The following is a 21,726-nucleotide window of genomic DNA, read 5'->3' on the forward strand; positions in this document are numbered from 1 at the left end:
CAAAAAGCTCACTTGCCACCCCGTAAAAGCGATCAATGTTCTGGGGTGTCCTTATGGTTATCCAGCGTCTCCAGCAAGGCGACCTGCATCCGCGTATGCACACGGATGAACCAGCGCCAGAGCACCGCCGCCACCGCCGCCGTGACCACGGCAATCAGCACCAGCAGCTTGTTGGTCGGCAGGATACTGGCTGACAACGCAGCCAATAGCAGGAAGATCACCAGCAGCGACAGGAGGGGGATCAGTTCCGCGATCACCCGCCGCACACGCTGGGTATGCCGCCCGGCCATTTCCGGCTTCACGCTCATCTCCGCCAGCAGCATCGATAGCGCCTTGAGCTTGCGGTACGCGGCAATCAGGAACGGCAGCGACAACAGCAACGCACCGCCCCAGATCAGCGCCTTCTGCCAGCTCGGATCGCTGATCCAGCCCTCCAGATACCCACCAATACGCGTCGCGAAAAAGCTGCCGGCGAAGAAGATCGCCACCACCAACGCCAGGTTCACCCCCACTTGCAGGATGATCTTGCGGATCATCGAGGCCAGCATCGCGCCCTCGCCTTGGGGCTGAATACTGCGTAGCCATTCGCCATACAGGCCGAATACCCGGCTCATGCGCTTGGGCATCACCGCCGCGATCTTCAATGACAAGGGGTCTGCACCGCGAATCAGGTACGGCGTCAGCAGTGTGGTAATCGCCGAAACCGCCACGGCGACCGGGTAAAGAAAATCACTGGTCACCTGAAGCGTCATGCCAAGCGCGGCGATGATGAAGGAAAACTCGCCAATCTGTGACAGCCCCATACCCACTCGCAGTGAGGTACGGCCGTCGTTGCCAGCGATAAACGCCCCCAACCCGCAGGACAACATCTTGCCGAGCACCACCGCCACCGTGATCACCGCAATCGGCCAGGCGTATTGCAGCAGGATCTGTGGGTCGATCATCAAGCCAATGGCGACAAAGAAGATGGCACTGAACATGTCGCGAACCGGCTCGATCAAGCGCTCGATCTTAATCAACTGACGGGATTCGGCCATGATCGCACCGATCAGGAACGCGCCCAGCACCATGCTGTATTCCAGCTTCACCACCAACAGGCAGAAACCGAAACACAGGCCCAGCACGGTGATCAGTAACATCTCATTGCTTTCGAACTTGGCCACGTAAGCCAAGAGGCGCGGCACCAGCAGAATGCCGATGACCAGGGCGACGATCATGAACAGCGAGAGCTTGCCGACCGTGGAGAACACCTCGCCGGAGCTGACCGTGCCACTGACGGCAATGCTCGACAGCAAGGCGATGATGCCGATGCCGAGGATATCTTCCACAATCAGCACGCCGAAAATCAGCTGGGCGAAGCGCTGGTTCTTCATCTTCAGGTCGTTGAGCGCCTTGACGATGATGGTGGTGGAGGAGATCGCCAGGATCGCGCCGAGGAACAGTGAATCCATGGTGTTCCAGTCGAACCAGCGGCCGATCTCGTAGCCGATCCAGATCATCAGGATGATTTCCAGGAACGCCGCGATAAACGCCGTGGCGCCTACCTTGAACAGCTTGCGCAGACTGAACTCCAGGCCCAGGCAGAACATCAGGAAAATTACGCCCAGTTCGGCCAGGGTCTTGATGGTGTCTTCGTCATGGATCAGGCCGAACGGCGGGGTGTGGGGACCGATGATGAAGCCGGCGACGATGTAGCCCAGCACCACCGGCTGCTTGAGGCGGTGGAACAGGATGGTGACCACCCCTGCCACCAGCATGATCACGGCCAAGTCCTGGATAAAGCTGATGGCGTGCATGGCGAGGGGCTCCTTGAGGGTACTGGCGCTTTTCCCACTTCCGCGCGCGCCTCTGAACGGTCGCATTGCACGGAAGGAAAAGTCGGCCTAAATCGTAAGAAATGCCCTGAGACGGGCTTTTGAAGGTTAACACCGCGACTTCCGACAGAAAGCCGGTGCAATATATGGAAACAGAACGGTGCAGGCGTGACGACGAGCCGCCCGCCGGCGTCCGGTTATGGATGGCTCTGCAAAGATTCCAGCACCCGCAGAGGTGCCCCCCAACCAATGCCTACAACCCGTGAGTGTGCTATGGAACCCGGAAACGCCCAGCTGTCGATGACGGTACTGATGACCCCTGATATGGCCAACTTCTCAGGCAATGTCCACGGCGGCACCTTGCTTAAGTACCTCGACGAAGTGGCCTACGCCTGCGCCAGCCGTTATGCCGGTCGCTATGTGGTGACGCTGTCGGTAGATCAGGTGATTTTTCGCGAGCCGATCCATGTCGGCGAACTGGTGACCTTCCTGGCGTCAGTCAACTACACCGGCAACACGTCGATGGAGGTGGGCATCAAGGTGGTGACCGAGAACATCCGCGAACGCTCGGTGCGCCACACCAACAGCTGCTTCTTCACCATGGTGGCCGTGGACGACCAGCGCAAACCTGCCGCCGTCCCGCCCCTGCAACCGCAGAACAGTGAAGACAAGCGCCGTTTCGTACAGGCCCAGCAGCGTCGGCAGATTCGCCAGGAATTGGAGAAGCGTTACCAGGAAATCAAGGACGACGCGCCGTAAGCCTGTGCGCAGGGGCCCGCCCCTGCGCCCGCCCTCAATAGCGCCAGCACTTGTCGTAGTGTGCGCACACGTCGAAGCGCTGGTCCAATTGGGCCATGCGCTCCATGTGAAGGTTGAGGGTCTCGACCATCATCGACTTGTCGGTGTCCTGGTAGTAGCGCTCCATGAATTTGTCGTTCGCTTTGACGCGCTCGCTGACAGCGCGGTCCGTGGGGCTCATCCACTGTTCCAGCACAGCGTCTTCGGTGCCACTCAGGCGAAGCCGGTACACCTGCTCGTAAAGCGCCAGCGTGCGCGCCTTGCGGCCGGCCATTTCCTGACTGAACAGGACATAGTTCTGACGGTATTGCGTCCAATAGGCTTCAGGCGGGGTAAAGGTGCCCAGCTGCGCCTTGCGCTTGGCGATCACACCGTCGATCTCATCCAGGGATGATTGCAGGCGCCCCTGAGTGTCGGGCTCCATCAGGGTGATCAGTTGCAGGTTGGTGGACGTGATCGTGTTGATCAGTGCCGCGCGCTTGGGGGTTTCTGGGATCGACTTGCCGAATATCGGGCTTTGGCCCGTGCATGCGTTCATCCCTTTATCAAAAATAGGCAGCGGAATGCGCTGGTCCTTGCCGTCAAAACGGGTCAGGCGCTGCAGCAGCGTGGTGCAACTGCCGCCTCGCATATCGAAGGTCACTTCATACTCTTGCCCCGCCTTGGGCGTAAAGCTCACGGCCTTGCCGCAGACGTAACTGCCGCCGTTGGTGTTGATCATCAACATGACGTCCTTGCCCGGCTCCAGCTTGACCTCCAACAGGCCCCTGGCCTTGGCGGGCGGCGGGACGATCATGTCGACACGCCGCTTGGTATCGACCAGCAGGAAGTTGTTGAGCATGCCAGTGTTGCGGCCCTGGCAGTGCTGGGCGTCGTAAATATCGAGAGTGCTGTTCGAGGTGTTGGAGACAAAGCGCAACTTGGCGGCATCGGGTGCCGTCGAGTCGGTGTAGGCACCGTTAACGCTGCAACCGTTGAGCAATGACGTCAGGGCCAGGGCGGTGAGAGCCCGTGGCGATGGGAATACGGCTGGCATCGGTCTTCCTTGATTAGCACTGGGGACAAAGAGGCGGCCGATACTACCGGACGCCCTTTGCCTGGCTCAATCAGGAATACTCCTACAGCTCGATGGGCGTTGCTTCAAAGCGTACGCGGGGGTGGGCAATACGGTCCTGGGCGCGTACCAGCTCCAGTTCGTAACTGGCGCACGCCTGGGTTTCCAGTAGCACTTCATGCACGGCGGCTGCGGTGAACTCGAAGGCGGCCAACAGGCTGTCGCCCAGCAGCACCCGCGCCAGGAACAGCCCCGAGGTCAGGTCGCCCACGCCCACCGGTTGGCGCGGGAACGCCAACAGCGGCCGACGCAAATGCCAACTGCCTTCGGCGGTCACCAGCAACATCTCAAAACCTTCGGGCAACTTGCCTGGGTAATCCAGGTGCTTGACCAGCACCGCTTTGGGCCCGCGTGCCAGCAACGCCTTGGCCATGGCCAGGCAATCGAACAGCGATTGCGGCTTGCGACCGGCAAAGCTGTCGAGTTCCAGCTGGTTCGGGCACAGGAAGTCAGCCATGGCCGCCGCTTCGTCCAGCAGGAAATCGCTGACTTCCTGAGGCACGATGCAGCCTTTTTCCGGATGGCCCATCACCGGGTCGCACAGGTACAGCGCCTTGGGGTTGATCGCCTTGATGCGCGCCACGCCACTGAGGATCGCCCGCCCCTGGTCCGCACTGCCCAGGTAGCCGGACAGTACGGCGTCGCAGTTGCCCAGCTCGCCGATGGCTGCAATGCCTTCGACCAGCGCCGGAATTTGCTGCGGCGCCAGCACTTCGCCCGCCCACTGGCCATACTGGGTGTGGTTGGAGAATTGCACCGTATTCAGTGGCCAGACGTTCACCCCGACCCGTTGCATAGGGAATACGGCAGCGCTGTTTCCGGCGTGGCCAAAGACCACATGAGACTGGATCGCAAGCAGATGAGGTGTGCGTTTCATGCGGGAGATTTCCGTAAAGCCATTGAAATTCTGGCCGCGCAGTATGCGACTAAACGCAGCCTGTACGACAGACCGGCGACACAGTTAAGCTGCTCTCACTTTGTTGGAGTTTTTCGCATGCTGACCCTGGGAAACATCTTCGTGTTGATGCTGCTGGCGACCGGCGCCGCCTGGGTATGGCACAACCACGGCCTGCGTGAGCGGGCGTTGGAGCGGGTCAAGCAGCATTGCGCCAAGCTCGACATCGAGCTGCTGGACGGTGCCGTGGCGCTCAAGCGCATCGGCTTTGTAAAGGATGCCAACGGTCGGCGGCGCTTGGCACGCATTTACAATTTCGAGTTCACCGTGACCGGCGAAACCCGCCATCCCGGGACCATCACACAATTCGGCGCCCACAGTGCGCAAATCGAACTGGCGCCCTACCCGTTTGAAATCAAGACACCGTTGCCCAGCGCCGAAGTCATCGAGCTGAGCCAGTGGCGCCAGGACCACGCCACCAAGAACCGTCACTGACGGCAGGCGGCCAGCGCGGCCTGTAGCGCCGCCACGTCCTGTGGTGCGCTGAAGATCAATTCGATACGTGAATCACGCCGCCACTCGCTGGGCTGCCAGGCGATCGGGCTGTTATCCACAGCGTTGGCGCTGAGCCAGCCCTCCACGCTGTGGATAACCAGTTTGGCGCGGCGCCACTCAAGGCTGACAAGCCAGTCGTTCACCTGCTGGCTATCGAACTGCTGGCTCGGGTGCCAACGCCAGCCGATGCTCCAGCCGCCTTCTTGGGCCTGGCTCAGGCAGATGGGCTGGGCAGGGTCGCTCCAGATGGCCGGCATTTGGGCCAAGCCTTGAGGTGCATCGAAGTTATCCACAGCCGCGCTGGCCTTGGTATGCAGGCCGGGCAAGTGCTCCAGCGGCAATTGCGCCTGGCGGGTCCAATACAGTGGTTTGTCGGGTAGTTGCCGTTCAATGGCCAGGCGTTGGTCGCCATCCAGCGATTCATCCTTGTTCAACACCAGCAGGCCAGCACTGGCCAGCGCTTCACGCTGCGACGCCGGCAAGGGCTTGCCCACCGCCAGCGCCTGGGCATCCAGCACCAGCACGCAGGGCTGAACCGCCAGCACGTTTTGCCACGGTGCTTCGCGCAGTTGCTTGAGCAGCTGTGCCGGATGGCCCAGGCCCGAGGGCTCGATAAACAGTCGGTCCGGCTTGGCCTTACGTAAGAGGCGTCCCAGGCCTACCTGGAACGGCGCACCATTCACACAGCACAGGCAGCCACCTGCCACTTCGCCCAAGGCGATGCCATCGTCATCCTGGGTGAGCAAGGCCGCATCCAGGCCGATCTGCCCGAACTCGTTGATCAACACCGCCCAGCGCTCGTTGGCCGGGCGTTGGGCGAGCAGGTGCTTGATCAGGCTGGTCTTGCCGGCGCCCAAAGGCCCGGCAATTACGTGGGTAGGAATGTTCTGCAACATGGAAGGTGTCATTCAGGCCGTGTAGAGCGTTTGATCCTACGCGGTTATGCCAGCCAATCCAGTGTCAGGATCAAGCGGCGCTCATCGGCCTTCAGCGCCGGCGAGCGATGGATCAAGCCATGGCCTTCGTTGCCATGCCATTTGGTGCCCTTGAGCAAGGCCACTTCGCCGCAGTGGATCTGTTCGATACGGTCAGTGGGCTCAGCGTCGGGCTGGCTGAGCTGGCGACGGTCCATCACCCCTTCGCGCAACCACTGGCTGCCAATACCGGCATAGGTGGTGATCAGCCGCACCGGCACATGGTCAACGTGAAAACGCGGGCACATGGCCTTGTCCAGCAACCGCAGGCGTACGCCAATGCGCTTGGCGCCGAGCAAACAGGCAAACGCACTGACCAACCACGAGACATCGGCGATGAAGCCTTCGTAGCCTTCAAGATCGCGGCAACTGGACGCCAGACCTTGCAGGTTCGGCACCGCGTCCTCGTTGTTGAGCTCAATCACCAGGGACTCGGCCAAAGGCTCGTTCAACGCCACCAGCAACGCGCCGAATTCGGCGATATGCAGGGGCAACTGGCGCTGCCACACGGCCAGGTTGACGCCGTCTTCCAGAATATCGGACAGGGCTAGTGGCGTTTCGCCGTGGCTCTGGCGGATCACGGGGCGCAGGGGAATAACCGGGGCAAGCATCAGGCGGCTGCCTCTTCATACCAAGGGCCAAAAGGGTCCGCCAGCAAGCGCCAACCTTCGACGCCCAGCGCCATTTCTTCATCGTTGAGCAGGCAGGCATCCAGCTCTGCGCGCATCTGGTCGAAGTCGATGTTCTGCCCGATGAATACCAGTTCCTGGCGGCAGTCACCGGTGCTCAGCTGCCAGTTGCCCATGATGGCCGCGATGCTTTCTTCGTCCTGGGGCCACTGGCTTTTCGGCACAAAACGCCACCAACGCCCGGCAAAACCATGGCGCATCAAGCCCCCGGCCTGGGACCAACTGCCCGCGTCCTGATGCTTGCTGGCCAACCAGAAAAAGCCCTTGGAGCGCAGTAATTTGCCGTTCACCCACGGGCGGTCGATGAAGTCGAAGAAGCGCTGCGGATGGAACGGGCGGCGCGCGCGGTAGGCGGTGGACGCGATGCCATACTCTTCGGTTTCCGGCACGTGCTCACCGCGCAACTCCTGAAGCCAGCCTGGGGCCTGGGCGGCGCGCTCGAAGTCGAACCGGCCGGTGTTGAGGATCTTGTTCAGCGGCACTTCGCCCATGACCATCGGGATGATTTCCGCTTGGGCATTCAGGCGTTCAAGGATCGCCATCAGCTCTTCACGTTCGCGGCTGCTGATGAGGTCGATCTTGCTGATCAGGATGACGTCGGCGAATTCGATCTGCTCGATCAGCAGGTCGGTGATGGAGCGCTCGTCGTCTTCACCGAGGGTTTCACCCCGTGAGGCCAGGCTTTCGGCAGCCTGGTAGTCGAGCAGGAAGTTCATGCCGTCGACCACGGTGACCATGGTGTCCAAGCGCGCGATGTCGGCCAGGCTCTGCTCGTTTTCGTCGCGAAAGGTGAATGTCTCGGCCACGGGCAAAGGCTCGGAGATGCCGGTGGATTCGATCAACAGGTAATCGAACCGACCTTCCTTGGCGAGTTTTCCGACTTCTTCCAGCAAGTCTTCGCGCAAGGTGCAGCAGATGCAGCCGTTGCTCATCTCCACCAGCTTTTCTTCGGCGCGGTTGAGGGTGACGTCGCGCTGTACTTCGCTGCCGTCGATGTTGATTTCGCTCATGTCGTTGACGATCACCGCCACCCGCAGGCTCTCGCGGTTGCGCAGGACATAGTTGAGCAGCGTGCTTTTGCCGGCGCCGAGAAAGCCGGATAACACGGTAACGGGAAGGCGGTTGGTCATCAGGTGGTCCTCATCAGGGGTGGCCGGTCAAATCGCCCGTTTGTGGCGTTCGCGCAGCTCTTCACGTTCTTTGGCTTCGATACACAGGGTGGCGGTAGGACGCAGCAGCAAGCGTTGCAGGCCGATGGGCTCGCCGGTTTCACGGCACCAGCCATATTCGCCGCGGGCCAGCAGTTCGAGGGCGTCGTCGATCTTGTCCAGCAGCTTCTTTTCCCGCTCAAGCAGGCGCAGTTGCCACTGGCGCTGTTCTTCGGCGCTGCCTACGTCAGCCGGGTCGCTGTTGGTTTCTTGCTCACGCAGGACGAGGAACTCGGCGTCGATACGCACTTGCAGCTCATTGCGCTGGGCCAACAGCAGCTCTCGGAAGAAGCCTTGCTGGGCTTCATTCATGTAGTCGGCGGCGGGTTGGGCCAGGAGGTCTTGTTCAGTCATGGGGAGCGGTTCACGGGTCAGGCTGTCTTTTAATGTTATAGTATAACAATACAAATAAGCCAATCCCCCTTGCTCGTCTCGACGAAGGGCGCAATGCTTGACCACCCTCTGTCCCTGAGAACCCCTATGAAATACCTGGTGTGCGCCCTGTTACTGGCAGCGGCAGGATCGGCCTGCGCCCAGCCACCGAGCCTGTTGGCCAACTGCACGCGCAGCGCCAACCTGCTGGCGTGTGTGGACCCATTGGGGAATGCCTACTGCGTGGCGACGGCGGGCAGCACCACGTACTTGCGGGGGTTTGAGGTGATCGGCAAACGCTATTGGGCACAGACCAACAGCCGCTATGGGCAGTTGACGTTCTTTACCGGGCTGGCCTCCGATGGTGAGGCGTGGGTGGGCTACACGCGCCGCGTGGGATGGACCACCCTCAACCGGTTCTCCAGTTCAGGGGGCACCAGCGCCAAGTTCACGTGCAGCCGTATCACCGGCTGTTAGACCTCGCCGTTCTTCTGCTCCTGAACCCAGGCCATGTAGCTGTTCATCGGCGGGTTCTTCTGGAAGTAACTTTTCAGACCTTCGAACAGGCCATCGGCTACAGCTTGCTGATGACGCGCCGTCACCAGGCGCTGGGCGTCCTGGGTATTGGAGATAAACCCGGTTTCCACCAGGATCGACGGCACATCCGGTGACTTGAGCACCGCAAAACCAGCCTGTTCCACGCGCTTCTGGTGCAGCGTGGTGATGTTTTGCAGGCTACCCAGTACCGAACTGCCCAATTGCAGGCTGGAGGCGATGGTAGCGTTCATCGACATGTCGAGAATCACGCCGGCCAACATCGGGTCCTTGTCTTTCAAGTTGAGCAAGGTGGTGGCACCCAGCAAGTCCGCGCCGTTTTCGCGCTGCGCCATGAACCGCGCGGTAGCAGACGTCGCGCCGCCTTCTGACAGCGCATACACCGAGGCGCCCGACGCCGTGAGCCGTGGTGCGGCATCGGCGTGTACCGAAATGAACATATCCGCCTTGTGCTGACGCGCGATGTCCACGCGCTTGCGCAGCGGCACGAAGAAGTCGTCGTTGCGCACCAGCTTCACGTCAAAGCCCTTCTCGCGCTTCAAACGCTTGGCCAGCAACTGGGCGATCGACAACACCACATCTTTTTCGCGCTGGCCTTTGGAGCCGATGGCGCCGGGGTCTTTGCCGCCGTGGCCAGGGTCAACCACCACGATGATGTCGCGCTTGGGGTGGGCTTTATCGACGGGAGCGGCCAACGGCGCCGGTTCAGCAGCGATCTGGCGCGGGGCGTGGGTGGCACTGGTCAAGTCCAGCACCAGGCGGTGACCTTGGCCGTCCTGAGGCGGCAACAAGAAGCTGTTGAGCTGCATCGGCGCGGCCAGGTCCAGCACGATCCGCGTGTCACCCTTGCCGAAATGACCTGAGCGGATCGAGGTGATCCCACTGTTCTTTAACGCCAGCTGAGAAAAATCACCGGTGAGCCCGGCGCCGCTCAAATCGATGATCAAGCGTTCAGGCGATGTCAGGGAAAAAGTCTTGTATTGCACCGGGCCGCTGAGGTCGAACACCAGCCGAAGCTTGTCGTCCGAACGCCACAGGCGTGCATTACGGATCTGCGTGGCGTAGGCCCCCAACGGCAACGTGAACAGGGGACTGACCAGCAGCAGGTTAAGAAGCTGACGTCTGTGCATGACATATACCGCAAATAAAGGAGCGTCCCTGCTCGATATGACTGAAGAAAGGCTGGAGCAGAAAAATCATCGTCGACTCAATAGTTATAATATAACATGTCTTTTTATTTCCAACGATGGACCTGCTCATGAACGCGCTGACTCTGCCGGATATCGCCGCGCAGGCTTCACGCCAAGCCTTGCCACTCGATTGGGTGGGCATGTGCGGCATTGCCCTGCCGATCCTCATCGACGGCCAACGTCTGACGGCCACTGCCGATGCCGGCGTAAGCCTGGACGACGGCGAGGCCCGTGGCATTCATATGTCACGCCTGTACCTGGCCCTGGAAATGCTCGACCAACAGCCCCTTACGCCTGCGCTTCTGCATACTCTACTTGAGCGCTTTCTTGAGAGTCATGAAGGTTTATCTAAGAACGCCTACCTGCGTATCCACACCGATTTGCTGCTCAAACGGCCTGCGCTGGTCAGCCCGCTGGCCGGCTGGAAAGGCTACCCGGTGAGCATCGAGGCGCGCCTGGAAAACCAGATGTTCCACGTGGAACTAAAAATTGACGTTACTTACTCGTCAACCTGCCCTTGCTCCGCTGCGCTCGCCAGGCAGTTGATTCAGCAGCAATTTCTCGAAGACTTCGCCAACACGCCGCTGCAACACGAGGACGTACTGACCTGGCTCGGCAGCGCCAACGGCATCGTCGCCACCCCTCACAGCCAGCGCAGCAGCGCGCAGCTTTCCATCCAGCTGGACGAAACCCTGCCGGGCCTGCCCCTGACCGACCTGATCGACAACGTCGAGGCCGCCCTCGGCACCGCCGTGCAAACCGCAGTAAAACGTGCGGACGAACAAGCCTTCGCCCTGGCCAACGGGCAGAACTTGATGTTCTGCGAAGACGCCGCCCGCCGCCTGAACCTCGCCTTGAAACGCTCGGATGCCGTCAAAGCCTTCCACCTGAAAGTGATCCACGCCGAAAGCCTGCACGCGCACGATGCCGTGGCTGAAAGCCGCTGGACGAGACACTCTGCATGATCACCTGCACCGCTTTGCGCTGGGGCGCTCCTGGCCAACCGCTGACACCCGCCATTGATCTCACCCTGGAAAAAGGCAGCCTCACCGGCGTGATCGGCGCCAACGGCACTGGCAAAAGCAGCCTGCTCAAAGTCATCGCCGGCCTGCAAAAGCCACTGGCGGGGAAAGTCACCGTGGATGTTCCACGCCGTGGTGGCTTGTCGTTCCTGCCCCAGCAACAACACCTTGACCGCCAGTTCCCTATCAGCCTGCAAGAGTTGGTGGCCGCTGGCTTCTGGGGCACCAGGCTGACCCCGGAGCAGCGCAGCCAACGCCTGCACGCGGTGCTGGAAGACTGGTGCCTCAGCGGCCTCGAGCACCGCCCATTAATGGCGTTATCGGGTGGCGAACTGCAACGCGCCCTGCTCGCCCGCATGAGCCTGGCCGACGCGCCGGTGTTGCTGCTGGATGAGCCTCATGCCGCTCTCGATGAAGAAGGCCAGGCCCTGTGCTGGAAACACGTACACGCCTGGCACGACCAAGGCCGCACTGTGGTGATCGTGTGCCACGACCTGGCGTCCGTACGCCATCACACCCAGCAAGTGGTGCAAATCAAAAGCACCGGCTGCGTGTTCGGGCCGAGTAAAGAACTGATCCGCCCGCAACCACACATGCAGGTGGCCTGATGCACTTCGCCGCTCACCTGTGGATGCCATTCTTCGATTTCGTCTTTATGCGCCGCGCCCTGATCGGCGGCCTGGTGCTGGCCTGCAGCACCGCGCCGCTGGGTGTGTTCCTGATCCTGCGCCGCATGAGCCTGATCGGTGACGCCGTGGCCCACGGCATCCTGCCCGGTGCCGCGCTGGGCTTCTGGTTCGCCGGGCTCAGCTTGCCTGCCCTGACCATCGGCGGCCTCGGTGCCGGCCTGGGCATGGCCGGGCTCTCGGCGTGGATCACCCGCCGCACCGGCCTGCGTGAAGACGCCAGCCTCGCCGCCATCTACCCCATTTCCCTGGCGGCCGGCGTGCTCATCCTTGGCATCGCCGGCAAACGCCTGGACCTGCTTCACCTGCTGTTCGGCTCCGCCCTGGCCGTGGACGAAACCACCCTCACCGGCATGTTGTGGGTCTCCGGGTTCAGCCTGATCGCCATGGCGGTGATCTACAAACCGCTGCTGCTGGACACCCTCGACCCATTGTTCCTGCAGACCGTCAGCCGCCTGGGCCCGCTGGCCCACGGGTTGTTCCTCACCCTGGTGGTGCTGAACCTGGTGATCGGTTTCCAGGCCATCGGCGCCTTGATGGTGGTGGGCTTGATGATGTTGCCGGCCATTGCTTCACGCTTCTGGAGCCGGCGCCTGCCGGTGTTGATCGCGGTATCGGCGGTGCTGGGATGCCTGTCGGTGTGCTTCGGTTTGTTGCTGTCGTTCTACTACTCACTGCCCAGCGGCCCGGCCATCGTGCTGGTGGCTGGCATTGGGTACCTGCTGTCTGTGGTTTTCGGTCCGGTGCACGGCTTGCTGCGCCGCCCGCCCTCTCTTACATCCCAATGAGGTGTTTCCCGATGCGCGCTTTACTCGTGCTGTTCAGTCTGCTGCTGCCACTGTCGATGGCCCAGGCCGCCGACAAACTCCAGGTGGTTACCAGCTTCAGTATTCTCGATGACATCACTCACCAGATCGGTGGCGATCACATCCAGATCAGCAATATGGTCGGCCCGGACTCCGACGCCCACACCTACGAACCGACCCCGGACGATGCCAAGGCGCTGCTCAAGGCCAAGGTCATCATCAAGAACGGCCTGGGCTTTGAGCCCTGGCTGGATCGTCTGGTGACCAGCACCGAGACCAAGGCCACAGTCGTCACCGCCAGCAAGGGCGTGATCTCCCACACCATGGAAGAAGACGGCGAGACCATTCCGGACCCGCACGCCTGGCACAACCTGGCCAACGCCGAAATTTACGTAAACAACATCACCAAGGCCTTGGTGGCCGCCGACCCGGCCAACAAAGCTGACTACCTGCGCAACAGCCAAGCCTACCTGAAAGAAATCTACCGCCTGCTGGCCGAAGCCAAAACCAAGTTCGGCGCACTGCCACCGGGCAACCGTCGCATCGTCACTTCCCATGACGCGTTCGGCTACCTGGGCCAGGCCTACGGCATTCAGTTCCTCGCGCCACAGGGCTTGTCCACCGAGCGTGAACCGTCGGCTGCCGAAGTCGCTGCGCTGATCACTCAGATCCGCAAAGACAAGGTCAAGGCCGTGTTCATGGAAAACATCAAGGACGCGCGCCTGCTCAAGCAGATTGCTGACGAAAGCGGCGCGCAGATCGGCGGCACGCTGTACTCCGACGCCCTCGCCGCCGAAGGCCCGGCCAGCACCTTCACCGGGTTGTTCGAATACAACCTCAACACACTGTGCGCGGCCCTGAGCAAGCCATGACCTTGAGCATGCTCGACCTGGAGGAGGCTGCCCTGGGCAGCCGCTTTCCGCTCGAACCGGTGCTCGACGCCCTGCCGTGGAACAGCGATGGCCTGATTGCCGCCATCGCCCAGCAACACGGCAGCGGTGAGGTGTTGATGCTGGCCTGGATGAACCGTCAGGCCCTCACCGAAACCCTGGCTACCGGTCAGGTCTGCTATTGGTCCCGTTCACGCCGGCAGCTGTGGCGCAAAGGCGAGAGCTCCGGCCATTGGCAACAGTTGGTCGAAGCGCGGCTCGATTGCGACGGCGACGCGGTGTTGCTGATCGTCAACCAACTCGGCCCGGCCTGTCACACGGGCCGCCCGACCTGCTTCTACAACGCCATCGACGGCGACCACGTTCACATCATCACGGAGCCTGTTGCATGATCCGCAAGAACCCCTCCGGCGACCTGCCGGTGATTGCCGAGTCGGCCTACGTCGACAAAACCGCGATCATCTGCGGCAAGGTCATCATCGGCGAGAATGTCTTCGTCGGCCCCTACGCCGTCATCCGCGCCGACGAAGTCGACGCCAGCGGTGCGATGGACCCGATCACCATCGGCGCCAACTCCAACATCCAGGACGGCGTGGTCATCCACTCCAAATCCGGCGCGGCGGTGACCATCGGCGAATTCACCTCTATCGCGCACCGCTCCATCGTCCATGGCCCCTGCACGGTCGGTGATCGTGTCTTCATCGGGTTCAACAGCGTGCTGTTCAATTGCGCCGTGGGCGATGGCTGCGTGGTGCGCCACAACTCGGTGGTCGACGGCCGCGACTTGCCTGCCGCCTTCTACGTACCGTCCACCACCCGCATTGGGCCCAACACTGACCTGTCGCAGTTCCCGCCGGTGAGTGTCAGCGCCTCGGAGTTTTCCGAAGACGTGGCACGCACCAACGTCGATTTGGTACGCGGCTACAAAGCCCTGCAAAACGAGTTCTGACCATGAGCCGCCTGCTGATCCGCAACGCCCGCCTGGTGAACGAAGGCCTGGAATTCGACGCCGATGTGCTGGTTGCCAATGGCCGAATCGAGAAGATTGCCAGCAGCCTCGAAGGCTACAACGAGCCGGTGGAAATCGACGCCCAGGGCCAGTGGCTGTTGCCGGGCATGATCGATGACCAGGTGCACTTTCGTGAACCCGGCGCGCCGGACAAAGGCAGCTTCTACAGCGAATCCCGCGCGGCCGTGGCCGGTGGCATCACCAGCTTCATGGACATGCCCAACACCAACCCGGCCACCCTGAACCTGGAAGCGCTGGCCGATAAGAAGCGCCGCGCCGCCCTGCATTCGGTGGCCAACTACGGCTTCCACTTCGGGGTGAGCAACGACAACCTCGACACCGTCGCCGCCCTCGACCCACGGGAAGTGGCCGGCGTCAAAGTGTTCATGGGCGCGTCCACCGGCAACATGCTGGTGGACGATCCACGAATTCTGGAGCGCCTGTTTGCCGAAGTGCCGACCATTTTGTTGGCCCACTGTGAGCACACGCCGAGCATCCTGGCCAACGAGCAACGCCTGCGCGAACGCTTTGGCGATCACATCCCCGCCGTCGCCCACCCGCTGATCCGCGATGCCCAAGCCTGTTATCGCTCGTCATCCTTTGCCGTGGAATTGGCCCAGCGCCACGGCACGCGCCTGCACGTGTTGCACCTGACCACTGCCCGCGAGCTGGCGCTGTTCGAGGACAAACCGCTGGCCGAGAAGCGCATCACCGCCGAGGTGTGCCTGCACCATCTGCTGTTCGACGACCACGACTATCACCGTCTCGGCCACCAGATCAAATGCAACCCGGCGATCAAGACCCGTGCCGACCGCGACGCCCTGCGCCAGGCCTTATTGACAGATCGTCTGGACGTGATCGGCAGTGACCACGCGCCGCATACCTGGGCGCAGAAACAGTTGGGTTATCGCGAAGCGCCGTCCGGGCTGCCACTGGTGCAGCACGCGTTGCCGGCGTTGTTGGAACTGGTGGCCGACGGGCACCTGCCACTGACCACGCTGGTGGCGAAGACCAGCCATCGCGTGGCCGACCTGTTCGCCATTCCTGATCGTGGTTATTTGCGAGAAGGGTATTGGGCCGACCTGGTGCTGATCCAGCCCGAGCCCCAAGGCAAACCCGTCAGCAGCCAGCCGATCCTGGCGCGCTGCGGCTGGACGCCTTTTGCCGAGCGCAGCTTCCGGCACAGCGTCAGCACCACGCTGGTGTCAGGCCACCTGGCGTGGCACAACGGCCAGGTGGTCGACAGTTGCCAGGGATTGCCCCTGCATTTTCTGCGTTAAGCGCGGGGCTTGACCGTACCGCAATCGTTGCCCAGCCACTGGGCATGACTGTCGAGGCTGCCTTTCTGCTGGATGCCGGTGGCATTGAAGGTGCCGTTGACGGTGGTGGTGAATTCTTTCTGGCTCTGGAAAGTCGCGACGCCAGTGCCTTGGGCTTTCGGGCAACTGAAGCGGAATTTCCACTGGTTGCCGGTCTTGTCGGTCACTTCCTGTTTGCAGCCCGATTGCGGGTCAGTCAGGGGGATCGAGTCCGAGGCGACCTGAGCTGGCGTGAGGCACACCTGCACGCCTTTACCGGCCATGGTGATGCCCTGTTTTTCCAGCATGGCGCGCTGTTCAGGGGTCATCTGTTGCTTGAGCTGGCCGAGGATCAGAGAAAGATCCGGTAGGTCCTGGTTGTCCACTTTCATGTTGCTGGTAGTCAATTCCCACAAGCCCGGCGCCAGCATCTGCGCCTGCGCCGCCACAGGCAGCGACAAACAGGTAACCATGGCTAAACAGAGCAAACGAGCATTCATCGGGTAACTCCTGGGTAATGTTGGGCGTTAGACGCCGCAAAGCCGCCAGTGTTGCACGGCAAATAAAATAGCGACATTCACAGCCGTTCATGGTCTGTTAGGCACTGGACTGTCAGGAGTCATGTCGTTCATGGATTTTTTTGGCCCGCACCTGCTCGCCTACTTCATCGCCACGCTGCACTTTCTCGGGACACTCGCCGCGATCCACGCGGTGCTGACCGTCAGGACCGCCCAAGGCTCGATCGCCTGGGCCTTGTCGTTGATGTTCATGCCCTACCTGACGCTAATCCCCTACCTGATCTTCGGCCGCAGCACCTTCGACGCCTACATCCAGGCCCGCCGCCAGGCCAACCAGGAAATGCACACCGCAATCACCGAATTGAACTGGCGCCCCTGGGTCGAAGAAGCCCTCGCTGCTCGCAACTCCAGCGCCTACGCGTCCCTGCGCGCCATGCCCAAGCTGGGGCGCATGCCGTGCCTGGCTAACAATGAAGTGCGCTTACTGATCAATGGCGAGGCCACCTTCAGCGCAATCTTCGAGGCGATCCGCAACGCCAAGACCGCCGTGCTGTTTCAGTTCTTCATCATTCACGACGACGAGCTCGGCCGCCAACTGCACGCGCTGCTCAACGCAAAAGCCGCCGAAGGCGTAGCCATTTACGTGCTTTACGACCGTATCGGCAGCCATGCCCTGCCCCATCGTTACGTGCAGTCACTGCGCGACGCCGGCGTGCAGGTCAAGGCATTCGCTACCCGCAGCGGCTGGCTCAATCGGTTTCAGGTCAATTTTCGCAACCACCGCAAGATCGTGGTGGTGGACGGCATCACCGGATTTGTCGGCGGGCATAACGTGGGTGACGAGTACCTGGGTAAAAAACCGCCACTGGCGCCCTGGCGCGATACCCACGTGCAGGTGACCGGCCCGGTGGTCGCGTGTTTGCAGGAGTCGTTTGCCGAAGACTGGTTCTGGGCCGCGCGGGAGCTGCCGCCGCTTATCCTGCCGGACGCCTACCCCGAAGACGGCGTGCTCTGCCAACTGCTCGCCAGCGGCCCGGCCGACCCGTATGAAACCTGCTCGCTGTTTTTTGTCGAGGCCATTCATGCGGCGACTGAACGGGTGTGGATCACCAGCCCGTATTTCATTCCCGATGAAGCGGTCTTCTCCGCCCTGCGCCTGGCGGTATTGCGCGGCGTTGACGTGCGCCTGCTGCTGCCGTCGCGGCCCGACCACCGCATCGTCTACGCCGCCTCCAGCCTCTACGCGATCGAAGCCGTGCGCGCCGGGGTGCGGGTGTTCCGCTACACGCCAGGGTTTCTGCATCAGAAAGTGGTACTGGTCGACAGCGAAATCAGCGCCATCGGCAGTGCGAACATGGACAACCGTTCATTCCGGCTGAATTTCGAAGTGATGTTGCTGACGGTGGACGAAGCCTTCGCCAGCCAAGTGGAACAGATGCTGTTGGATGACTTCGCCCTGGCCCATGAAGTCAGCCAGGAAGAAAGCCGTCAGACACGTCGCCTGCAACAGCTGGGCATGCGGGTGGCCCGCTTGATCTCACCCATTCTCTAGCTGGCAACACCAAATCAATGTGGGAGCTGGCTTGCCTGCGATGGCGGTGTATCAGTCGACTTATCCGGTCCTGATACACCGCCATCGCAGGCAAGCCAGCTTCCACAGTTTTTGGATCTCCGGTGTTGCAGTCAATCAGCGATAAATATCTTCCCGCGTCCACGGCAAATCATGGCTGCCATCAGCGTGAGGCTTCACCGCCAATATCTGGTGCAGGTTGATCCAGCCCCGGGCAAACGCATAGGCGCAACCGGCCAGGTACAGCCGCCAGATGCGCAACGCCTGCTCCGGCACCATCTTGGCTGCCGCTTCGAGGTTGTCTTCCAGGCGCTCGCTCCAATGGTCCAGTGTGCGCGCGTAGTGCAGGCGCAGGCTTTCAACGTCCACCACTTCCAGCCCGACTTCGCTGATTTCAGCGGTCATCATCGCCAGGTGCGGCAGCTCGCCATTGGGGAACACGTAACGCTCAATAAACTCACCGGCGCCCCGCCCTACCGGGCGGCCATCGGTGTGCTTGGCGGTAATACCATGGTTCATCACCAGGCCACCTTCACGTACCGCGCCGAACAGCACCTTGCAGTACTCCGCCAGGTTGGCGTGGCCCACGTGTTCGAACATGCCCACGCTGACCACTTTGTCAAAACGTCCGTCTTGCGGCAGGTCGCGATAGTCGAGCAGTTGCAGGTCGACCTGGTCTTCCAGGCCTTCGGCTTTCACCCGCTCACGGGCCAACGCCAACTGCTCTTTGCTCAAGGTGATACCAAACACTTTGACCCCGAACTCCCGCGCCGCAAACCGCGCCAGCCCGCCCCAACCACAGCCGACGTCGAGCAGATACTCGCCCGGCTGCAAGCGCAACTTGCGGCACAGGTGGCGGAATTTGTCTTGTTGGGCCTGGTCGATGGATTCGCTGCCGGTTTCGAAATAACCGCAGGAGTACGCCATGTCCTGATCCAGCCACAGCTGGTAGAACTCGTTGGACAGGTCGTAATGGTAGGAAATAGCCGCTGCGTCAGTGGCCTTGTCGTGGATCGAGCGCACCGGACGACTCCCCTCGTCGTCTTCGATCAGGGCGTGACTCAATTCGTCACACACCCGGATGACCTCGGCGATGGAGCCTTCCAGCTCCAGTTTGCCCTCGACGAAGGCTTCGCCCAATGAATCGAGCGTGGGATGGGTCAGCTTGGTCACGACCGTGGGGTCCTTCACCACGATAGTCACACTGGGCTCGGGGCCCAAGTTGAATTCATGGCCGTCCCAGAGTCGAAGACGCAGCGGTAGCTGAAGATTCTGTAAGGCCGGTGGAAGTTGCGCGAGCATGAGTAGTCCCCCCTTGTTTCAGACGTCTGGAGTGAGGGTAGACCATCCGAAGACAAAGTAGGAGGCTATCGATTTGATAGCGTTCCTCTATGGGGCTCGGCGCTCGAGCAAACCGTCTTGGATCCACTGTTTCAGCCACGTCACCGCTTGCAGTGGCGCACCCTCTGCATAAGTGACTAGCAACTGCTCGCACAGTTCTGAAAAATTCCAGCCAGTGGTCACCATCCCGGCCAGCGCACAGGCCTCGGCGGGTTCCAGGCTGCGGTAATGGCACACATTCTGGTGACGCCACACCAGGCAAATCTGCGCCAGTTCCAGGGCCTGACTGTTGGGGAAGTCCGACTCATCCTTGCTGGCACGCCAGATCGCCACACTGTTGAAATGACACAGCATCTGCTGCACCGATGGCGCCAAGGTCACTTGCAGGCCTGGCCACTCCTCAGGCGCCAGTTGCGCCATGTCATTGAGGGTCAGCGGCTCGCCCTGGGGTGCATCGAACGCCAGGGTGAAGGCCCATTCCAATCGCGCCAGCTCAGCCAATGGCGCGCTTTGTTCGGCCACCAGGTGCTCCACGATAAACGCCGGGAAACGCTCGCCCAGCCAGCGCAGGCTGTAATGGGCAGACGGATAACGACGCACATAAGCGTGGGTCAACAGCGCAAACTCGTCATCCCCCAGCCAATACCAGATGGCGCCGAAGTCATGTCGCAACACTTCCTGCAACCGCGACACGTAGGCGTTGTGATAAATCGCCAGGCCCGTGTCCACATCCAGCGTCGGCCCGCCCAACAACGTGGCGGCAAACCCGCTATTGGCGACGCAAGTCTCGGATAACAGGTGCTGTTCGAAAGCCAGCTGCCAATCGGTCAGGCGCATAGCGACCTCCTGGCCAACGCTGAAGCGCCCAGTTCACGGGCTTTGCCCAGCTCGGTGAGCAGCTCTTCGAACGGTGGGAAATGGTCGTCGCGCTCCAACAAGGTCGAGACCGGCCCCAGGTGCTCCAACGTCTGCTGGTACAACGCCCACACCGGATCGCACACCGGGTGGTCATGGGTATCGACGACATAGTCGCCGTAGTCCATATGCCCGGCCAGGTGCAGTTGGCGGATGCTGTCAGGCGGCAAGTTGCGGATGAACGTCCAGGCATCGAACCCATGGTTGCGCGAGCTGACGTACACGTTGTTGACGTCCAGCAGCAGCTGGCAGCCCGTCAGGTGAGCCAGGGCGTTGAGGAACTCCCACTCGGTGAATTCATCGGCCTTGGAGCGCACGTAGCTGGAGACATTTTCCAGTACCAACGGGCGCTGCAACACGTCTTGCACTTGACGCACGCGGCCAGCCACGTGGTACAGGCTTTCTTCGGTATAAGGCAGGGGCAGCAGGTCATGCAATTGATGGGCGCTGCCGCGGCTCCAGCACAGGTGATCGGACACCCACGCCGGTTGGATGCGCTCGGCGAGCTGTTTGAGCTGTTTCAGGTAATCAGTATCAAGGGCATGGGGTCCGCCGATAGACAGGGACACGCCATGCATCACCAGGGGATAGCGCTCGGCTATCGCGTCCAGGTAGTACAAGGCCTTGCCGCCCTGCACCAGATAATTCTCGGAGATCACTTCGAACCAATCCACGGCCGGCGACTGTTCAAGGATCTGCTGGTAGTACTCACTGCGTAGACCCAGGCCATAACCCAGGCTCGGAAGAGAAGCGGACATCATTCACTCCTGGGCAAAGTGTCCGCAGCGGTGGGGGGCATCCGCTGCGGGAGCACTCGGTTGCCGGTTATTCGCCGACGGTACCGCCAGCCTTGGTGCAAGCATCAGCGCTGGCTTGAACTTTGAAGCCTTGGCCTTTGCAAGAACCCTGGCCTTTGCAAGCGTGGTCCTTGGTTTTGCAATCGTTCTGGCCTTTGCAGGCGTTGATGCCGTAGCAGTGCACAGACATGTCAGCGGCTTGAGCCTGGGTGACAACACCAGCAAACATGGTAGCGGCGGCCATTGCGAGGGCGGCACCAGCAGCAGCGGATTTGAAGTTCATTTTTGTATCCTCATGATCGGTAGGGGTGTCGGTCTGAACGGATTGTTCAGTCTCGACATACCACTAGAGTGAGGTCCCTCATCGGCGTTACAGCCGTGTGCAAATATTTCTGAAAATTATTCGTCGAGCTTCAAAAGCGGTTCCTGGAAGCGTAGCAAACGCCCGGCGTTGCCCAGCACCAGCAACGTGCTGAGGTTATGCAGCACCGCTGCGATCATGGCGCCCGCCGCGCCCAACCAGCCAAATGCGGCAAATACCACGATGGCCAGCGTCCAGCCCAGGCCGATGATCACGTTGACCTGCAGCGTCTGCCGGCACTGACGACTCAAGCGCACGCAGGTGCCCAGGCGACGCAAGTCACTGCCGATCAGCACCACGTCTGCCGACGCCAGGGCGATATCCGCCCCGCCCGCCCCCATCGCCACAC

At 61.3% G+C, this 21,726-nt stretch carries 24 protein-coding genes and 1 pseudogene; 11 read left to right on the forward strand and 14 right to left on the reverse strand.

Annotation, left to right across the window (positions count from 1 at the left end):
• Window positions 1–32: 32 nt before the first annotated feature.
• Window positions 33–1,796 carry a cation:proton antiporter gene (locus HX803_RS10950; protein ID WP_178920468.1) on the reverse strand — a complete coding sequence of 588 codons (1,764 nt, stop codon included), beginning with the start codon at window positions 1,794–1,796 and terminating at the stop codon, window positions 33–35.
• Between the two features lie 291 nt (window positions 1,797–2,087).
• Here HX803_RS10950 and HX803_RS10955 point away from each other — a divergent pair, with 291 nt between their 5' ends.
• Window positions 2,088–2,573: an acyl-CoA thioesterase gene (locus tag HX803_RS10955; protein ID WP_176994526.1), complete on the forward strand. Its 486-nt coding sequence runs from the start codon at window positions 2,088–2,090 to the stop codon at window positions 2,571–2,573.
• 34 nt (window positions 2,574–2,607) lie between these two features.
• Here the strand turns inward: HX803_RS10955 and HX803_RS10960 are convergent, their stop codons facing one another.
• Entirely contained in the window at window positions 2,608–3,648 is a 1,041-nt protein-coding gene (locus tag HX803_RS10960; protein WP_178920470.1) for a hypothetical protein, read from the reverse strand.
• Window positions 3,649–3,730: 82 nt separating this feature from the next.
• The gene (gene pdxY, locus HX803_RS10965; protein ID WP_178920472.1) at window positions 3,731–4,603 is read right to left on the reverse strand and encodes a pyridoxal kinase PdxY; all 873 of its coding nucleotides are present in this window, start codon (window positions 4,601–4,603) and stop codon (window positions 3,731–3,733) included.
• Between the two features lie 117 nt (window positions 4,604–4,720).
• Here pdxY and HX803_RS10970 point away from each other — a divergent pair, with 117 nt between their 5' ends.
• Window positions 4,721–5,116 (forward strand): DUF3301 domain-containing protein, encoded by a 396-nt coding sequence (locus HX803_RS10970; RefSeq protein WP_071485283.1) that lies wholly within the window; start codon window positions 4,721–4,723, stop codon window positions 5,114–5,116.
• Here the strand turns inward: HX803_RS10970 and HX803_RS10975 are convergent.
• The 4 genes from HX803_RS10975 to dksA are packed head-to-tail and all read right to left on the reverse strand — an operon-like array spanning window position 5,110 to window position 8,401.
• A complete protein-coding gene (locus HX803_RS10975; RefSeq protein ID WP_178920474.1) occupies window positions 5,110–6,072 on the reverse strand; it encodes a GTP-binding protein in 963 nt (320 codons plus the stop codon). The two genes, HX803_RS10970 and HX803_RS10975, sit on opposite strands and share 7 nt — an antisense overlap.
• A 44-nt stretch (window positions 6,073–6,116) precedes the next feature.
• Window positions 6,117–6,761 (reverse strand): DUF1826 domain-containing protein, encoded by a 645-nt coding sequence (locus tag HX803_RS10980; RefSeq protein WP_176994531.1) that lies wholly within the window; start codon window positions 6,759–6,761, stop codon window positions 6,117–6,119.
• Window positions 6,761–7,969 carry a zinc metallochaperone GTPase ZigA gene (gene zigA, locus HX803_RS10985; RefSeq protein WP_178920477.1) on the reverse strand — a complete coding sequence of 403 codons (1,209 nt, stop codon included), beginning with the start codon at window positions 7,967–7,969 and terminating at the stop codon, window positions 6,761–6,763. The genes HX803_RS10980 and zigA overlap by 1 nt, the downstream gene beginning before the upstream one ends.
• 27 nt (window positions 7,970–7,996) lie before the next feature.
• Window positions 7,997–8,401 (reverse strand): RNA polymerase-binding protein DksA, encoded by a 405-nt coding sequence (gene dksA / locus HX803_RS10990; protein WP_178920479.1) that lies wholly within the window; start codon window positions 8,399–8,401, stop codon window positions 7,997–7,999.
• Window positions 8,402–8,527: 126 nt separating this feature from the next.
• Here dksA and HX803_RS10995 point away from each other — a divergent pair, with 126 nt between their 5' ends.
• Window positions 8,528–8,896, forward strand: coding sequence for a glutamine synthetase (locus HX803_RS10995; protein WP_178920480.1), 369 nt, complete (start codon window positions 8,528–8,530; stop codon window positions 8,894–8,896).
• Here HX803_RS10995 and HX803_RS11000 read toward each other — a convergent pair.
• The gene (locus tag HX803_RS11000; protein WP_178920482.1) at window positions 8,893–10,104 is read right to left on the reverse strand and encodes an N-acetylmuramoyl-L-alanine amidase; all 1,212 of its coding nucleotides are present in this window, start codon (window positions 10,102–10,104) and stop codon (window positions 8,893–8,895) included. The two genes, HX803_RS10995 and HX803_RS11000, sit on opposite strands and share 4 nt — an antisense overlap.
• A 128-nt stretch (window positions 10,105–10,232) precedes the next feature.
• Between HX803_RS11000 and folE2 the strand changes: the two genes are divergently transcribed.
• The 7 genes from folE2 to HX803_RS11035 are packed head-to-tail and all read left to right on the forward strand — an operon-like array spanning window position 10,233 to window position 15,857.
• Window positions 10,233–11,129, forward strand: coding sequence for a GTP cyclohydrolase FolE2 (gene folE2 / locus HX803_RS11005; protein ID WP_178920484.1), 897 nt, complete (start codon window positions 10,233–10,235; stop codon window positions 11,127–11,129).
• Window positions 11,126–11,794 (forward strand): metal ABC transporter ATP-binding protein, encoded by a 669-nt coding sequence (locus HX803_RS11010; protein WP_178920486.1) that lies wholly within the window; start codon window positions 11,126–11,128, stop codon window positions 11,792–11,794. Before folE2 ends, HX803_RS11010 begins: the two co-directional genes overlap by 4 nt.
• Window positions 11,794–12,660 (forward strand): metal ABC transporter permease, encoded by an 867-nt coding sequence (locus HX803_RS11015; protein WP_178920488.1) that lies wholly within the window; start codon window positions 11,794–11,796, stop codon window positions 12,658–12,660. Before HX803_RS11010 ends, HX803_RS11015 begins: the two co-directional genes overlap by 1 nt.
• An 11-nt stretch (window positions 12,661–12,671) precedes the next feature.
• The gene (locus HX803_RS11020; protein WP_178920489.1) at window positions 12,672–13,550 is read left to right on the forward strand and encodes a metal ABC transporter substrate-binding protein; all 879 of its coding nucleotides are present in this window, start codon (window positions 12,672–12,674) and stop codon (window positions 13,548–13,550) included.
• The gene (hisI, locus tag HX803_RS11025; RefSeq protein WP_178920490.1) at window positions 13,547–13,960 is read left to right on the forward strand and encodes a phosphoribosyl-AMP cyclohydrolase; all 414 of its coding nucleotides are present in this window, start codon (window positions 13,547–13,549) and stop codon (window positions 13,958–13,960) included. The genes HX803_RS11020 and hisI overlap by 4 nt, the downstream gene beginning before the upstream one ends.
• On the forward strand, window positions 13,957–14,517 hold the full coding sequence (locus HX803_RS11030; protein ID WP_005792581.1) for a DapH/DapD/GlmU-related protein: 561 nt from the start codon (window positions 13,957–13,959) through the stop codon (window positions 14,515–14,517). Before hisI ends, HX803_RS11030 begins: the two co-directional genes overlap by 4 nt.
• 2 nt (window positions 14,518–14,519) lie before the next feature.
• Window positions 14,520–15,857: a dihydroorotase gene (locus HX803_RS11035; RefSeq protein WP_178920491.1), complete on the forward strand. Its 1,338-nt coding sequence runs from the start codon at window positions 14,520–14,522 to the stop codon at window positions 15,855–15,857.
• Here HX803_RS11035 and HX803_RS11040 read toward each other — a convergent pair.
• Window positions 15,854–16,375 (reverse strand): DUF3617 domain-containing protein, encoded by a 522-nt coding sequence (locus tag HX803_RS11040; RefSeq protein WP_178920492.1) that lies wholly within the window; start codon window positions 16,373–16,375, stop codon window positions 15,854–15,856. The genes HX803_RS11035 and HX803_RS11040 overlap by 4 nt on opposite strands.
• 130 nt (window positions 16,376–16,505) lie before the next feature.
• On the opposite strand from HX803_RS11040, the gene cls reads away from it, so the two are divergent.
• On the forward strand, window positions 16,506–17,945 hold the full coding sequence (cls, locus tag HX803_RS11045; protein ID WP_178920493.1) for a cardiolipin synthase: 1,440 nt from the start codon (window positions 16,506–16,508) through the stop codon (window positions 17,943–17,945).
• A 135-nt stretch (window positions 17,946–18,080) separates the two neighbouring features.
• On the opposite strand, the gene cfaB is transcribed toward cls, so the two are convergent.
• From cfaB to HX803_RS11070, 5 genes and pseudogenes are all read right to left on the reverse strand, one after another.
• On the reverse strand, window positions 18,081–19,265 hold the full coding sequence (cfaB, locus tag HX803_RS11050; protein WP_178920494.1) for a C17 cyclopropane fatty acid synthase CfaB: 1,185 nt from the start codon (window positions 19,263–19,265) through the stop codon (window positions 18,081–18,083).
• 87 nt (window positions 19,266–19,352) lie between these two features.
• A complete protein-coding gene (locus HX803_RS11055) occupies window positions 19,353–20,141 on the reverse strand; it encodes a DNA-binding domain-containing protein (RefSeq protein WP_178920495.1) in 789 nt (262 codons plus the stop codon).
• Window positions 20,132–20,977, reverse strand: a complete 846-nt coding sequence (locus HX803_RS11060; RefSeq protein ID WP_178920496.1) for a DUF692 domain-containing protein — start codon at window positions 20,975–20,977, stop codon at window positions 20,132–20,134. Before HX803_RS11060 ends, HX803_RS11055 begins: the two co-directional genes overlap by 10 nt.
• 67 nt (window positions 20,978–21,044) lie before the next feature.
• Window positions 21,045–21,299: a hypothetical protein gene (locus HX803_RS32685; RefSeq protein WP_176994547.1), complete on the reverse strand. Its 255-nt coding sequence runs from the start codon at window positions 21,297–21,299 to the stop codon at window positions 21,045–21,047.
• 116 nt (window positions 21,300–21,415) lie between these two features.
• A pseudogene (locus HX803_RS11070) lies at window positions 21,416–21,726 on the reverse strand (cation-transporting P-type ATPase); the annotation flags it as partial.

The sequence above is a fragment of the Pseudomonas sp. P7548 genome (assembly GCF_013386585.1).
Classification (GTDB): Bacteria; Pseudomonadota; Gammaproteobacteria; order Pseudomonadales; family Pseudomonadaceae; genus Aquipseudomonas.